The organism is Streptomyces sp. Ag82_O1-12 (assembly GCF_900182715.1).
Classification (GTDB): Bacteria; Actinomycetota; Actinomycetes; order Streptomycetales; family Streptomycetaceae; genus Streptomyces; species Streptomyces massasporeus.
This window is the reverse complement of the sequence record NZ_FXUW01000001.1, coordinates 2021702-2035989: the sequence shown is the minus strand read 5'-3', so window position 1 is coordinate 2035989 and position 14288 is coordinate 2021702. Positions and strand designations below refer to the sequence as shown.

General features: G+C 70.8%; 13 protein-coding genes and 1 pseudogene. 8 read left to right on the top strand and 6 right to left on the bottom strand.

Going from position 1 to position 14288, the window contains the following annotated elements; translation table 11 throughout:
- Positions 1-8: 8 nt before the first annotated feature.
- Positions 9-974, bottom strand: a complete 966-nt coding sequence (locus tag QOL88_RS09400; RefSeq protein ID WP_097215988.1) for a carbohydrate kinase family protein — start codon at positions 972-974, stop codon at positions 9-11.
- Positions 971-1879 carry a pseudouridine-5'-phosphate glycosidase gene (locus QOL88_RS09395; RefSeq protein ID WP_097215987.1) on the bottom strand — a complete coding sequence of 303 codons (909 nt, stop codon included), beginning with the start codon at positions 1877-1879 and terminating at the stop codon, positions 971-973. Before QOL88_RS09395 ends, QOL88_RS09400 begins: the two co-directional genes overlap by 4 nt.
- A 107-nt stretch (positions 1880-1986) precedes the next feature.
- Here QOL88_RS09395 and QOL88_RS09390 point away from each other — a divergent pair, with 107 nt between their 5' ends.
- Positions 1987-2415 carry a VOC family protein gene (locus tag QOL88_RS09390; RefSeq protein ID WP_097215986.1) on the top strand — a complete coding sequence of 143 codons (429 nt, stop codon included), beginning with the start codon at positions 1987-1989 and terminating at the stop codon, positions 2413-2415.
- Between the two features lie 13 nt (positions 2416-2428).
- Here the strand turns inward: QOL88_RS09390 and QOL88_RS09385 are convergent, their stop codons facing one another.
- Positions 2429-2983, bottom strand: coding sequence for a methylated-DNA--[protein]-cysteine S-methyltransferase (locus QOL88_RS09385; protein WP_097215985.1), 555 nt, complete (start codon positions 2981-2983; stop codon positions 2429-2431).
- Between the two features lie 50 nt (positions 2984-3033).
- Entirely contained in the window at positions 3034-3906 is an 873-nt protein-coding gene (locus tag QOL88_RS09380; protein ID WP_097215984.1) for a glycerophosphodiester phosphodiesterase, read from the bottom strand.
- 290 nt (positions 3907-4196) lie between these two features.
- On the opposite strand from QOL88_RS09380, the gene QOL88_RS09375 reads away from it, so the two are divergent.
- From QOL88_RS09375 to QOL88_RS09345, 7 genes are all read left to right on the top strand, one after another.
- Positions 4197-5063, top strand: a complete 867-nt coding sequence (locus QOL88_RS09375) for an MHYT domain-containing protein (protein WP_097215983.1) — start codon at positions 4197-4199, stop codon at positions 5061-5063.
- A 40-nt stretch (positions 5064-5103) separates the two neighbouring features.
- Positions 5104-7248 carry an excinuclease ABC subunit UvrB gene (uvrB, locus tag QOL88_RS09370; RefSeq protein ID WP_097215982.1) on the top strand — a complete coding sequence of 715 codons (2145 nt, stop codon included), beginning with the start codon at positions 5104-5106 and terminating at the stop codon, positions 7246-7248.
- Positions 7249-7387: 139 nt separating this feature from the next.
- Positions 7388-7966 (top strand): TerD family protein, encoded by a 579-nt coding sequence (locus QOL88_RS09365; RefSeq protein WP_031109141.1) that lies wholly within the window; start codon positions 7388-7390, stop codon positions 7964-7966.
- Between the two features lie 75 nt (positions 7967-8041).
- Positions 8042-10057 (top strand): TerD family protein, encoded by a 2016-nt coding sequence (locus QOL88_RS09360; RefSeq protein WP_097215981.1) that lies wholly within the window; start codon positions 8042-8044, stop codon positions 10055-10057.
- 222 nt (positions 10058-10279) lie between these two features.
- The gene (locus QOL88_RS09355) at positions 10280-11281 is read left to right on the top strand and encodes a TerC/Alx family metal homeostasis membrane protein (RefSeq protein WP_097215980.1); all 1002 of its coding nucleotides are present in this window, start codon (positions 10280-10282) and stop codon (positions 11279-11281) included.
- 129 nt (positions 11282-11410) lie between these two features.
- Positions 11411-11713: a hypothetical protein gene (locus QOL88_RS09350; RefSeq protein WP_097215979.1), complete on the top strand. Its 303-nt coding sequence runs from the start codon at positions 11411-11413 to the stop codon at positions 11711-11713.
- 72 nt (positions 11714-11785) lie between these two features.
- Positions 11786-12886 (top strand): calcium:cation antiporter, encoded by a 1101-nt coding sequence (locus QOL88_RS09345; RefSeq protein WP_097215978.1) that lies wholly within the window; start codon positions 11786-11788, stop codon positions 12884-12886.
- Between the two features lie 81 nt (positions 12887-12967).
- On the opposite strand, the pseudogene QOL88_RS09340 reads toward QOL88_RS09345, so the two are convergent.
- Both QOL88_RS09340 and QOL88_RS09335 read right to left on the bottom strand, forming a co-directional pair.
- Positions 12968-13101: pseudogene (locus QOL88_RS09340) on the bottom strand (MFS transporter); the annotation flags it as partial.
- A gap of 96 nt (positions 13102-13197) precedes the next feature.
- On the bottom strand, positions 13198-14244 hold the full coding sequence (locus tag QOL88_RS09335) for a S66 family peptidase (protein ID WP_097222920.1): 1047 nt from the start codon (positions 14242-14244) through the stop codon (positions 13198-13200).
- Positions 14245-14288 lie beyond the last annotated feature (44 nt).

Genomic DNA, 14288 nt, shown 5'->3' with positions numbered 1-14288 from the left:
CGGGCCGGTCAGCCCGGCGCGGGCGGTCTGCCACCCACCCGTTCCACCGCTCGCGCGCCCGCCCGGCACCCCTCCGCCGCGGCGTCCTGCGGCCCGGCGCCCGCCAGCAGGGCGGCGAGGAACGCGCCGGTGAAGGCGTCACCGGCGCCGGTGGTGTCCCGCGGAGCCGCCGGTAGGGCCGGAACACGGGCACGCACCTTTCCCGAGCGGGCCACGAGCGCCCCCTCGTGGCCCTGCTTGGCGACGACCAACGGCACGCGCCGGCTCAGCTCGGCCGCCGCCTCAGCCGGGTCCGCCAGCCCCGTCAGCAGGCACGCCTCGTCCCGGCTGGGCAGCAGGACGTCCACGCCCTCGACGAGGGACAGGAACCGCTCCGCGCCCAGCTCCGCGAGGAAACCGGCCGACGCCGGATCCAGACTCACCGGCACTCCCCGCGCGCGTGCGGCCTTCAGCGCCACCGCCACCAGGTCCCGGCTCGGCCCGGAGAACAGGAGGTAGCCCGACAGATGCAGCCGGCCCACGCCGTCGAGCAGCGCGTCCGACCAGTCGGCGGGCCCGAGCCGCAAGGCCGCGCCACTGTCGGTGAGGAACGTCCGCTCCGCAGAAGCGCCCCCGTCGACCATGCAGATCACCGTGCCGGTCGGCGCGAGCGGGTCGACGACGAGCTGTGGACGTACTCCCTGGGCGACCAGTTCCCGCTCGTGCCAGGCTGCCGCGTCCGCCCCGACGCACCCGAGCAGACGTACGTCCGCCGCGCCCCGGTGCGCCGCCCAGCACGCGACATTGGCGCCCGCCCCGCCCGCCACCGTCCGGATCGAGGCAGCCGTGTCCGTGCCGGCCGCGAGCGGTCCTCGGTGCCGCGCGACGACGTCGGTGATGACATCCCCGACGACCAGCAGCCCCCCGCCCGCCGCCGAATCCGTGCCCCGGGAAGCGGGTCCCCCTTCCGGCTCCGCCCCGCCGCCCGCCGTCATCCCCGGGCCCGGGCCGCCGCGATCCGTGCCGCGAGGCGTACGTTGCCGCGGACCGCGGCCAGATTGGCGCTCAGGGAGGCGCCGTCCGTGTGCCGCACCAGATAGTCGAGCAGGAACGGCGTGACCGCCTGCCCGGTGACGCCTTCCTCCTGGCACGCGTGCAGCGCGGCCGCGAGCACGCGCGCGTGCAGATCCGGATCGAGCTGCTCCTCCTCGGGGACGGGGTTGGCGACGATCAGTGCCGACTCCGGCCCGCCGAGCGCGTCCTGCGCCCGCATGACGTCCGCCACCTGCTCCGGCGTCTCCAGCGTCCAGTCCACCGGATGCCCCGAGTCGGCGAGGTAGAAGCCGGGGAACCGGCCGGTGCCGTAACCCGCCACGGCGACCCCCAGCGTCTCCAGCCGCTGCAGGGTCGCCGGCACGTCCAGGATCGACTTCACCCCGGCACACACCACCGTGATGCGCGTGCGCGCCAGCAGCCCCAGATCGGCCGACTCGTCCTGCGTCACCGTCCACTCCCGGTGCACCCCGCCGAGCCCGCCCGTCGCGAAGACCCGCACGCCCGCCCGCGCCGCCAGCAGCGCGGTGGCCGACACCGTGGTCGCCCCGCTCGCCCCGGACGCCACCGCGAGCGGCAGATCACGGTGGCCGAGCTTGCGGATCCCGTCCTCGTTCGCGACCCGTTCCAGCTGCTCCTTGTCCAGGCCCACGTGAGGGCGCCCGTCCAGCACGGCGATCGTGGCGGGGACCGCGCCCTCCTGCCGTACGGCCGCCTCCAGCTCCAGCGCCACCTGGAGGTTGCGCGGCCGGGGCAGCCCGTGCGCGATGATCGTGGACTCCAGGGCGACGACGGGCCGGCCCGCGTCGATCGCCTCCCGCACTTCCTCGGACACCACCAGCACCACGCGCCTGCCTCCTGTCAGTCGGTCAGTCGTCTTCCCTCATCTCTGGCGACCGGCGGGCCGGGCCAAACCCTTGCGGGCTGCCGGAGTCATTCACGAGCCTGGGGTGCATGACGGACCACACACCACGCCTCGACCATGTCGTCCTCTGGGTGCGCGACCCGCTCACCGCCGCCGACTTCTACGAGAAGGCCGTCGGCTTGGAGGCGGTACGGCTCGCGGAGTTCGCGGCGGGTGAGGCGCCGTTCCCCTCCGTGCGCGTCAACGACGAGACCATCCTCGACCTCATGCCGCAGAGCTTCGTGGAGCGCATGACGATGCTGCCCGGCTCCGCCGAGAGCGCGGGGCACCCGGTCAACCACGTCTGCCTGTCGCTGCCACGCGGCGACTTCGACGCCCTCCTCAGCCGCCTCGCGGAGCGCTCCGTACCGATGTCCGACCTCGCGCACGACTCCTTCGGAGCCCGGGGCAAGGCCACCCGCAGCTTCTACTTCCGCGACCCGGACGGCAATGTCTTCGAGGCCCGGCACTACGACTGACCGGGCACGCTTCCTAGAAGAGCGGCTCCGGGAGAACGCCCTCCAGGGCGAGCAGCCTCCGCTTGGTCTCCAGCCCGCCCCCGAAGCCGCCGATGCCGCCGCCGCTCTCGACGACCCGGTGACAGGGCACCACCACCGGCAGCGGGTTGGCGCCCATCGCCATGCCCACGGCCTGGGCGGCGCCCGGCTGGCCGACCCGTACGGCCAGGTCGCCGTATCCGACCACCTGGCCGTACGGCACGCCCGAGGCCAGCTCGCGCAGGACCTCCCGGTTGAAGCCGGAGATCAGCGACCAGTCCAGCGGCAGGTCGAAGTCGCGTCGCTCACCCGCGAAGTACGCCTCGACCTGGCGTATCGCCTCGGCCAGCAGGGGGGAGCCGGGCGCCTCGACGGGCTCGGTGCCCAGCCGCGACGCCAGCCGCTCGACGGCCTTGTCCCGCACCGCGTCCGTGGCGTGGAAGACGACGTTGACCAGACCGTCCCGGCTCGCGGCCAGCAGCAACGGCCCGATCCCGCTCTCGACGACCGCCCACACGACCCGCGGCTCGACCTGCTCTCGGCTGTCCATGCGCCCACAGTAGGACCCCTCACTGACAACGCCCCGGGCCGAACGCCGGATCAGCCGCCCACGGCCTTGCGCACCACGTCCGGCTTGTTCGTGATGATCCCGTCGACCCCGTACCCGGCGACCCGCCGGGCCGTCCGCGCGTCGTCGACCGTCCAGGCGAAGACCTCCATCGGCCTGCCGTGCGGCCCGTCGAACGCCTGCACGGAGGCCACGTACGCAGGGGACAGCGAGCTGTATGAGGGGTTGATCTGGTCGGCGAACTCGGCGCAGTCGAGCAGGTCCGACACCGGCGGCGTCCCCAGCAGGCCCGTCTTCACACCGGGCTTCAGCTCGTGCACCGTCCGCACGCTGTCCGCGCTGAAGCTCTGCACGATCAGCCGGCCCGGCAGATGCGACCGGTCGAGCCAGCCCTCGTTGCTGAGGACCTTCAGCGTCTGCCGTTCGATGCCCGGGTACAGCTCGGGATTCTTGATCTCCAGGAGCAGCTTCTGGCGATGGCGCTCCAGGCGGTGCACGAACTGCTCCAGCGTCGGCACGCGCGCGCCCGCGTACGCGGGTCCGAACCAGCTGCCCGCGTCCAGCCGGGCGATCTCCGCGGCGGTGAAGTCCTTCACCTTCCAGGGGGCCCGGCCCGGGAAGACCTCCTCGGCGTCGGTGGTGCGGCGCAGGTTGTCGTCGTGGATGACGACCAGCTCGCCGTCCCTCGTGCGCTGTACGTCGTTCTCCACCCAGCGGATGCCGAGCTCCGCCGCTCTGTCCACGGAGGCCAGGGTGTTCTCGGGGGCGTAGGCGGAGGCACCCCGGTGCGCGATGACCAGCGGCGATGTGCCGCCATGCGCGGCACGGGCGGGGGAGACGGGGAACAGCAGGGCGGCGGTCCCCAGGAGTGCGGTGGTCGAGGCGGCAACAGCGCGCGCGTGCATGCGTACTCCTCGCGACGAGCGAACGGCGACATCACAGACAGCACAACTGTGACAGCAGAGGGTCAACGCGAGAGGAGTACAGGATGGCCACACGTTGAACGGAGATGACCCAACTCCGCTCACTGGTACCGCACAACTGCGGCAAGGCCGTGTTTCTTTGCCGGAAAGTCGTTCGACCATTCCGGTGGGGGTCATACTCTCTGCGACAACCCTGACCGCTCGTGGCGGTCCTGGGAGGGGGCGTACATCGGGAATTCCGGGACGTACAAGGGCGGGAAGGGCAGCCGCGCATGCAGGGCACGGTCGACGGATTCAGCTATGGCCTGGTCACACCCCTGGTGGCCTACTTCATGGCCTGCCTCGGCGGCGCGCTGGGCCTGCGCTGCACCACCAGATCCATGCTCGTCGCCCAGTCCTGGCGCCCCGGCTGGCTCGCCCTCGGCTCCGCAGCCATCGGCTCCGGCATATGGACCATGCACTTCGTCGCGATGATGGGGTTCACGGTCCGCGGCACCCCGATCCACTACGACAAGGCGATGACCTTCGCGAGCCTGGCCGTCGCCATCGTCATGGTGGGCGTCGGGATCTTCATCGTCGGCTACCGGGGACCCCGGGGGACGGCCCTGTTCACCGGCGGCACCATCACCGGCCTCGGCATCGCGTCGATGCACTACCTCGGCATGGCCAGCATGAGCCTGGACGGAAAGCTGGAGTACAACACCGTCACCGTCGGCATCTCCGTCGCCATCGCCATGGCCGCCGCGACCGCCGCCCTCTGGGCCGCCGGCCAGGTCAGGGGCTTCCTGTGGAGCGTGGGTGCGAGTCTCGTCATGGGACTGGCCGTCAGCGGCATGCACTACACCGGCATGGCCGCCCTCAGCGTCCACCTGCACGGCACGTCCGAACCCGCCACGGGGGACTCGCCCGCGAGCCTGCTCGCACCCATGCTGATCGGGCCGCTCGCCTTCCTGCTCCTCGCGGGCGTCGTGGTGATGTTCGACCCGCTGATGGTCATGGGGAAGCCCGCCGTCGTCCCCGTCGAGCACAAGCCCGGCATCCCCGCCCACACCCACGTCCGGCACTCCGCCCGCCGCCTGCGGTTCCGCCCCCGCCGCACCATGGAGCACAGGGGTTCCCGCACCCCGCAGAACCGCTGATCAGAGCCCATTGTCAGTGCGGGGTCGTACGGTGGATCCCATGCGGCCCGTTTCAAAGATCGAACGCACGGTGGCGCCCTTCGAGGTCGTCAGCCCCTACCAGCCGAACGGCGACCAGCCGACGGCCATCGCCGACCTCGCCCGGCGCGTCGAGGCGGGCGAGAAGGACGTCGTACTGCTCGGCGCGACCGGCACCGGCAAGTCCGCCACCACCGCGTGGATGATCGAGAAGCTCCAGCGCCCCACACTCGTGATGGCGCCGAACAAGACACTGGCCGCCCAGCTGGCCAACGAGTTCCGCGAGCTCCTCCCGAACAACGCCGTCGAGTACTTCGTCTCGTACTACGACTACTACCAGCCCGAGGCGTACGTCCCGCAGTCGGACACCTACATCGAGAAGGACTCCTCGATCAACGAGGAGGTCGAGCGCCTGCGCCACTCCGCGACCAACTCGCTGCTCACCCGCCGCGACGTCGTCGTGGTCGCCTCGGTCTCCTGCATCTACGGCCTCGGCACCCCGCAGGAGTACGTGGACCGCATGGTCCCCCTCAAGGTCGGCGAGGAGATCGACCGCGACGAGCTGCTGCGACGCTTCGTGGACATCCAGTACACACGCAACGACCTGGCCTTCACTCGTGGCACCTTCCGCGTCCGCGGCGACACCATCGAGATCTTCCCGGTCTACGAGGAGCTGGCCGTCCGCATCGAGATGTTCGGCGACGAGATCGAGGCGCTGTCCACCCTGCACCCGCTCACCGGCGAGATCATCAGCGACGACGAGCACCTCTACGTCTTCCCGGCCTCCCACTACGTCGCGGGACCCGAGCGCCTGGAGCGGGCCGTCAACGACATCGAGAAGGAGCTGGTCGAGCGCCTGACGGAGCTGGAGAAGCAGGGGAAGCTGCTGGAGGCCCAGCGCCTGCGCATGCGGACCACGTACGACATCGAGATGCTGCGCCAGATCGGCAGCTGCTCCGGCGTGGAGAACTACTCGATGCACTTCGACGGCCGCTCGCCCGGCTCCCCGCCGAACACCCTGCTGGACTACTTCCCCGACGACTTCCTCCTCGTCATCGACGAGTCGCACGTGACCGTCCCGCAGATCGGCGCCATGTACGAGGGCGACGCCTCCCGCAAGCGCACCCTCGTCGACCACGGCTTCCGGCTGCCCTCCGCCCTGGACAACCGCCCCCTGAAATGGGAGGAGTTCCAGAAGCGCATCGGCCAGACGGTCTATCTGTCGGCCACCCCGGGCAACTACGAGATGTCCCGCTCGGACGGCTTCGTCGAGCAGATCATCCGACCTACCGGCCTCGTCGACCCGGAAGTCGTCGTCAAGCCCACCGAGGGTCAGATCGACGACCTGGTGCACGAGATCCGGCTGCGCACGGAGAAGGACGAACGCGTCCTGGTCACCACGCTCACCAAGAAGATGGCCGAGGACCTCACGGACTACTTCCTGGAGCTGGGCATCCAGGTGCGCTATCTGCACAGCGACGTCGACACTCTGCGCCGCGTCGAACTGCTGCGTGAACTGCGCGCCGGCGAGTACGACGTGCTGGTCGGCATCAACCTCCTGCGCGAGGGCCTCGACCTGCCCGAGGTGTCCCTGGTGGCGATCCTCGACGCCGACAAGGAGGGCTTCCTGCGCTCCGGGACGTCCCTGATCCAGACCATCGGCCGCGCCGCGCGCAACGTGTCAGGTCAGGTCCACATGTACGCCGACAAGATCACTCCGGCGATGGAGAAGGCCATCGAGGAGACCAACCGGCGCCGTGAGAAGCAGATCGCGTACAACACGGAGCGGGGCATCGACCCCCAGCCGCTGCGCAAGAAGATCAACGACATCGTCGCCCAGATCGCCCGCGAGGACATCGACACCGAGCAGTTGCTCGGCTCGGGCTACCGCAAGGCGAAGAAGGACGGCGGGGGCACCAAGGCGCCCGTGCCCTCCCTCGGCAAGGCGGCCGGGGCGGCCAAGTCCGCCAAGGGCAAGGGCAAGGCCGAGGAGACGGTGCCGACCGACCGTCCCGCCGCCGAACTGGCCGGGCAGATCGAGGAGCTCACCGCGCGGATGCGGGCCGCCGCCGCGGAGCTCCAGTTCGAGATCGCGGCCCGGCTGCGCGACGAGGTCTCCGAGATGAAGAAGGAACTGCGCCAGATGAAGGAGGCGGGTCTGTCCTGACAGCGTGCCCCGTACGCGCAGTGTTGCAAGACCGACACAAAGTGCGGACCGGGGTACGTCGCTGTCAGTGCCCCTGCGTAGGGTTCTGGGCAACCGCGATTACGCGGCAACAGGGGACGTTCGAGAGGGGAATCAGCGCGTGACCGTCAACATGACCAAGGGTCAGGCCATCAGTCTGCAGAAGAACGACGGCGGCAGCCTGACTGCGGTTCGTATGGGTCTCGGCTGGCAGGCGGCACCCCGGCGCGGCCTGTTCGGCTCGCGCACGCGCGAGATCGACCTCGACGCCTCCGCCGTCCTGTTCGCGGACAAGCAGCCCGTCGACGTCGTCTTCTTCCGCCACCTGGTGAGCGACGACGGCTCGGTTCGCCACACCGGTGACAACCTCGTCGGCGGTGTCGGCCAGGGCGGCGACGACGAGGCGATCCTCGTCGACCTCGCGCGGGTCCCGGTCCACATCGACCAGATCGTCTTCACCGTGAACTCCTTCACGGGCCAGACCTTCCAGGAGGTGCAGAACGCGTTCTGCCGCCTGGTCGACGAGACCAACGGCCAGGAGCTCGCCCGCTACACGCTCGCCGGCGGCGGCCAGTACACGGCCCAGATCATGGCCAAGGTCCACCGCGCGGGCCAGGGCTGGTCGATGACGGCCCTGGGCAACCCGGCCAACGGCCGCACCTTCCAGGACCTGATGCCGGCGATCCTGCCGGTGCTCTGACGCACCCCGGGCCCGGACCGGCGGGCCCGGCGAGCAGCACCCGACTTCACACAACGACACAGGGGGACGAAGGCGATGACGGCCGAGCTGGTGCGGGGGCAGAACCATCCGCTCTCCCAGGCCCGTCTCGAGATCCGGATCTCGGCCGGTACACCGATCGTGGCCGTGGCCGCGCTCGGCGACGAGAACGGCCGGATCCACGGCGTGGAGTGGGTGGCCCACCCGGGCGCACCCACCCAGCCGGGTCTCGAGGTCTCCCGGCAGGCCGCCGCCGACCACCGCCTCGCGGTGGACCTGGGCGCCGTGCCGGAGGCCGTCCACCGTGTCAGCGTGCTGCTCGCCCTGCCCGTCGGCGGGACGGGCCCGGTCCGTTTCGGCGCCGTGGCGGCCCCGTTCGTCGCCGTCACCGGCCTCGGCGGCGACGAGGTCGCCAGCTACACCATCACCGGCCTGGAGGCCGAGTCGGCCGTCGTCGCCCTGGAGCTCTACCGCCGCCAAGACGCCTGGAAGGTGCGCGCCGTCGGCCAGGGCTACGCGGGCGGCCTCGCGGAACTCCTCACCGACCAGGGCCTGCCGCAGGCCCACCAGTTCGCCGGCACCATCAACGACGCGGTGGCCCAGGGACTCGCCCGCTCGGTGCAGGCGCCCCCGCCCCGCACGGCGGACGGCGACCGCTCCCGGCAGACAGCGGCTCCCGCTCTCGGCCCGGACCAGGGTGGCACCGCGCCCCAGCCCGGTCCCGTGCCACCGGTGTCCCCGTACGGCGGCCAGACGCCCGGCGGCCCCGGACAGCCCGCCCCGCAGCAGCCGTATCCCGGCACCGCGCCGGACCCGGGTGCCGTCACCCAGCCGTCCGCGCCCACGGCGGGCGGCCCGATCGACTACAGCCATCCGCGCCGTCAGAACGCCGCCCCGCCCCCGCCTCCGCCCACCGCGCCCCCGGCCGCACCCGGGCAGCCCGCCCGGCCCGTCGCGGGCGACGCGACCGGCTGGTCCATGGAGGAGCGGCTCTACAACCAGGTGTGGGGCATGTTCGAGGACCTGGCCCGCACCACCGCCGCCTACCGCAGCGCCGTCGACTTCGCCGAGTCGCGCATGGACAAGGAGCTGGAGCAGGCCCTCTCCGACCCGCGCAGCCGGATAGGCGGACAGGGCGACGCGGCCCGCGAGGCGGCCCGGGCCCGGCACACCCAGCTCGTCACCCAGGCCCGCGAGGCACTCGACCGGGACCTCACCCAGCTCGCGGCCGAGGCCGACGTCGTCGAACCGGCCCTGCCACCGGCGTACGCCCGCTGGGACAACCCGGCGTGGCACGCCTACCGGGTGCCGATGGAGATCCCCATGGCCCTGCGGCTGGGCGACCTCCACCTCCCCGAGGCCGACCGGATCCGCATCCCGATGCTGGTCCGGCTGCCGCTGGAGCGGGGCCTGTGGATCGACAGCGGAGCGGCCGGGGCGTCCGACGGTTCGTTCACCGACTCGCACACCATGAGTCGTCTCGCCATGGAGACGGCGGTCGCGCACGCGGCCCGGCTGCTCGCCGTCTACCCGGCGGGCGAGTTCACCGTCCATGTCATCGACCCGGCCGGCTCCGGGGCGCAGCCGTTGGCGCCCCTGGTGCAGACCGGGGTGCTCGCGGGCCCGCCCGCGCTCGGCGCCGCCGGGGTGGCGGACGTGCTGGGCCGGCTCACCCAGCGGGTCGACCTGGTGCAGATGGCGGTCCGGGGCGGCGCCGCCGACTCCCTCCCGCCCGGGTTCGACACCTCGCAGCAGCTCCTGATCGTCAACGACTTCCCGCACGGGTTCGACGACCGGGCCGTGAACCAGCTGCGCTACCTGGCCGACGAGGGTCCCGCCTTCGGCGTGCACCTGATGATGGTGGCCGACCGGGAGGAGTCCTCCGGTTACGGGCCCCTGCTCGACCCGCTGTGGCGTTCGCTGCTGCGACTGACGCCGGTGGCCGACGATCACCTCGCCGACCCGTGGGTCGGTCATGCCTGGACGTACGAGCCGTCGCTCGTGCCGCCCGGCAGTCAGGTTCTCCAGCAGGTGCTCGCCCAGGTCGCAGCCGCCCGCACCAAGTTCATGTAAAGCCCCCTGATCAGGGACTTTGGCCCTTCCTTTGCCAAGCGCTTTACCTTCTCTTGGTGATTGGGTACTGTTGACGGCACGGAGGGGAGTACTCCCTGTCTGCTGCGACGTACCCGTCAATACGGATCAGGCCAGATCCCGGGGCGTCGGCCCATCATTGGGTGGAAGAGACCTCCGGCAGCGACGACGCTGACATTTGCCGTTACGACTGCCGGAGGCGCAGTGGATGTTTCCGTGACCCTATGGGTCCTGACGATCGTGGGCCTTGCCGCCCTCATCGCGGTCGACTTCTTCATCGGCCGCAAGCCGCACGACGTGTCGATCAAGGAAGCCGGGATCTGGACGGTCGTCTGGATCGTGCTGGCCGCGCTCTTCGGGCTCGGTCTGCTCCTGTTCGCCGGTGGCCAGCCCGCCGGTGAGTTCTTCGCGGGCTTCATCACCGAGAAGTCGCTCAGCGTCGACAACCTCTTCGTCTTCGTCCTGATCATGGCGAAGTTCGCGGTGCCGTCGCAGTACCAGCAGCGTGTGCTGTTGATCGGTGTCCTCATCGCCCTGGTCCTACGAGCGATCTTCATCGCCGCCGGCGCGGCGATCCTCGCCAGCTTCGCCTGGGTCTTCTACATCTTCGGCGCCTTCCTCATCTACACCGCCTGGAAGCTCATCCAAGAGGCCCGCGCGGACGAGGAGGACGAGGAGTTCGAGGAGAACAAGCTGCTCAAGGCCGCCGAGCGCCGCTTCGGCGTGGCGGACCGGTACCACGGCACCAAGCTGTGGATCGAGGAGAACGGCAAGCGGGTCATGACCCCGATGCTGGTCGTGATGCTCGCGATCGGCACCACCGACGTCCTGTTCGCCCTCGACTCCATCCCGGCGATCTTCGGCCTGACGCAGGACCCGTACATCGTCTTCACGGCGAACGCGTTCGCCCTGATGGGCCTGCGCCAGCTGTACTTCCTCATCGGCGGCCTGCTGAAGAAGCTGGTCCACCTCTCCTACGGCCTGTCGATCATCCTGGGCTTCATCGGCGTGAAGCTGGTGCTGCACGCCCTGCACGAGTCCGGGGTGCACGTCCCCGAGATCAGCATTCCGGTCTCGCTCGGCGTGATCTGTGCCGTGCTGATCGTCACCACGATCACCAGCCTGCACGCTTCCAAGAAGCAGGCGGCGGCCGAGGCGGCGCAGAGCGAGAGCGGAGGCGCTCCGAAGGACAGCATCGACGTCTGACGGCGTCGGGCATAGGAACAACCAACACCGGGATCGGTGCTCGGCGAATTGCCGACCACCGGTCCCGGTGCTTGCTTGTTCCTGAGCGCGTTCCCCGGCCCGGGGGCGCCGCGGCCGGCTGGAGGTGCCATGAAGTTCGTGCAGATCATCGAGTTCGAGACCGAGCGTCTGGAAGAGATGCAGCAGGTGCTCGACGAGGCGGGGCAGCGCAACGCCGACCGCGCGGGCGGTCCCACCCGCAGCACGCTGCTGAGGGACCGGGACAAGCCCCACCGCTATCTGGCGCTGGTCGAGTTCGAATCGTTCGACGAGGCCATGCGCAACAGCGACGACCCCGAGACGACCAGGATGGCGGAGCGGCTCAACGCGCTCAGCATCGGCGAGCGGGTGTACACCAACTGCGACGTCCTGGACATGCGTGACCTCACGTAGCCCAACAAGGGTGCCCCGGGGGCCCGGCACGACCGGAGTGCGGGGCCCCCGCGGGTCTGCGACCATCTCTGCATGATCGCTCGGCGCAGGCGGCTCGCGGCACAGTGGACGACCCTGGTGCCCCTGCTCGCGGCCGTGCTGCTGGTCCTGACCTGGGGACGGGACCTTCCGGTCGCCGTCGTCGCCCTGGTGACCCTGGTCCTCGCGGGAGCGGTCCTGGCCGCTGTGCACCATGCCGAAGTGGTGGCTCATCGGGTCGGAGAACCGTTCGGCTCCCTCGTGCTCGCCGTCGCCGTCACGATCATCGAGGTCGCTCTCATCGTCACCCTGATGGTCGATGGCGGGGACAAGAGCGCGACCCTGGCCCGGGACACGGTCTTCGCGGCGGTGATGATCACCTGCAACGGCATCGTCGGCCTGTGCCTCCTCGTCGCCTCACTGCGGCACGGCACGGCCGTCTTCAACCCGGAGGGCACCGGCGCCGCACTCGCCACCGTCGCGACCCTGGCCACACTCAGCCTGGTCCTGCCGACGTTCACCACCAGCAAGCCGGGACCGGAGTTCTCCACCGTCCAGCTGACCTTCGCGGCGCTGTCCTCGCTGATCCTGTACGGCCTGTTCGTCGCCACGCAGACCGTGCGGCACCGGGACTACTTCCTGCCGATCACCCGCCACGGCGAGGTGATCACCGCCGAGGAGCACGCCGAGGCGCCCACCTCCGCCTCCGCCCGGACCAGCCTGGCCCTGCTGGGTCTTGCCCTGGTCGGCGTGGTCGGCCTGGCCAAGGGGGTCTCACCCACCATCGAGTCCGGGGTGGACGCCGCCGGGCTCCACCAGGCGGTCGTCGGCGTGATCATCGCGTTGCTGGTGTTGCTCCCGGAGACCATCGCCGCTCTGCGCTCCGCCCGCCGCGACCGTGTGCAGACCAGTCTGAACCTGGCCTTCGGTTCGGCCATGGCCAGCATCGGCCTGACCATTCCGGCCGTCGCACTCGCCTCCGTGTGGCTCTCCGGCCCTCTCGTCCTCGGTCTCGGCGCCACCCACATGGTCCTGCTCGCCCTGACGGTGGTGGTCGCCTCGCTGACCGTGGTGCCGGGCCGGGCCACGCCGCTCCAGGGCGGGGTCCACCTGGTGCTGTTCGCGGCGTATCTGGAGCTGGCGATCAACCCGTAGGGCATGCGTAAGCGCTCGCGCAAGCGCTTACGCACCCCCGACCACCCCGCCGAGGTGGTAGCCGACGGCGGCGCCGGTTCAGCGCACCCGGGGCTCGTACAGCTCCGGCAAGTACGCGGCGATCACGGCGATCATCGTGATGACGCGAGCAACGCCCCGAGGAAGCCGAGGAACATCGGCAGCGGCGCCCCGGTGGAGAGGGGCGCGACCATCGGGACACCACGGGGCCGCGGGCCGCGCACCCGATCGCACCGCCCCCATGATGCCCACCGTGATCGGCGGTTACGGGGGCGCGCGGGGGGCTCGGGCCCTCAGTACGTGACCGTGATGCGCCGGGCGGGCCCGTCCACGCGTACGGTGCCGCCGTACGGGATCACCAGCTGCGGATCGGTGTGCCCGAAGTCCACGTCGAAGACGATCGTGGTGTCGGGCGCGTAGGTCCGCATCGCGCGCAGTACGGCCTCGCGCTGGTCGGCTGCGTAACGGGCAGCCTGTTCGGGGGTGTTGGGCCGCTCGAAGAACCATGTCTTCGGTCGCCCCATCAGCAGGGCCGGGAAGCGCCCCAGCAGCCCGCGTTCGCCCATGTTCCGCAGGGTGGAGAAGACCTCCGTGGCACTCGGCATGTCCTCCGAGGTCTCCAGGAGCAGGACCCCGCCGTCGTACTCGGACAGGTCGCGTGCGATCTCCCGGTCGGCCATCAGCAGCCAGCCGACGATCTCCAGGCAGCCGCCCCAACTGCGGCCCTCGACCACCCGGTCGGGGTTCACCCAGGTCCAGCCGGACCCGGGCCGGGTCTCCGGCTCCGCGTCGAAGGTCGCCGGGTCCGCCCAGTCCCGGTCGATGTCACGCCACCGCTCGGCGGGCCTCAACTCGTACGGTCCCGGGGTGAACAAGGCCGCGCGCAGGGACTCGGCGGTCTGCGGGTGCATGGCGCCGGGGCGGCCCAGTTCGCACATCACGCTCCCGCCGTGGAAGCCGACGATGCCGCAGGTGCGCAGGAAGGCGAGCAGGTTCGTGTTGTCGCTCATCCCGAAGAAGGGCTTCGGGTTGGCCCGGATCAACTCCCGGTCCAGGTACGGCAGCACGGTGATCTGGTCGTCTCCGCCGATCGAGGCGATGACGGCCTTGATCCCCGGGTCGGCGAAGGCGGCGTGGATGTCGGCGGCCCGTTCCCGGGGCGTGGAGCCCATCGTGCGGGTCGCCGGATACTCGACCGGCTCCAGCCCGTACTCCTTGCGCAGCCGCTCCAGGCCCAGCTCGTAGGGGAGCGGGAAGAGCCCCGGCAGACCGGAGGAGGGCGAGAGCACGGCGATGCGGTCACCGGGGGACGGCTTCGGCGGATAGGTCGGGCTGGTCAGGCTCGTCATGCCGGGAGGTTACGGCCCGACAGGCCGCCGTCGCA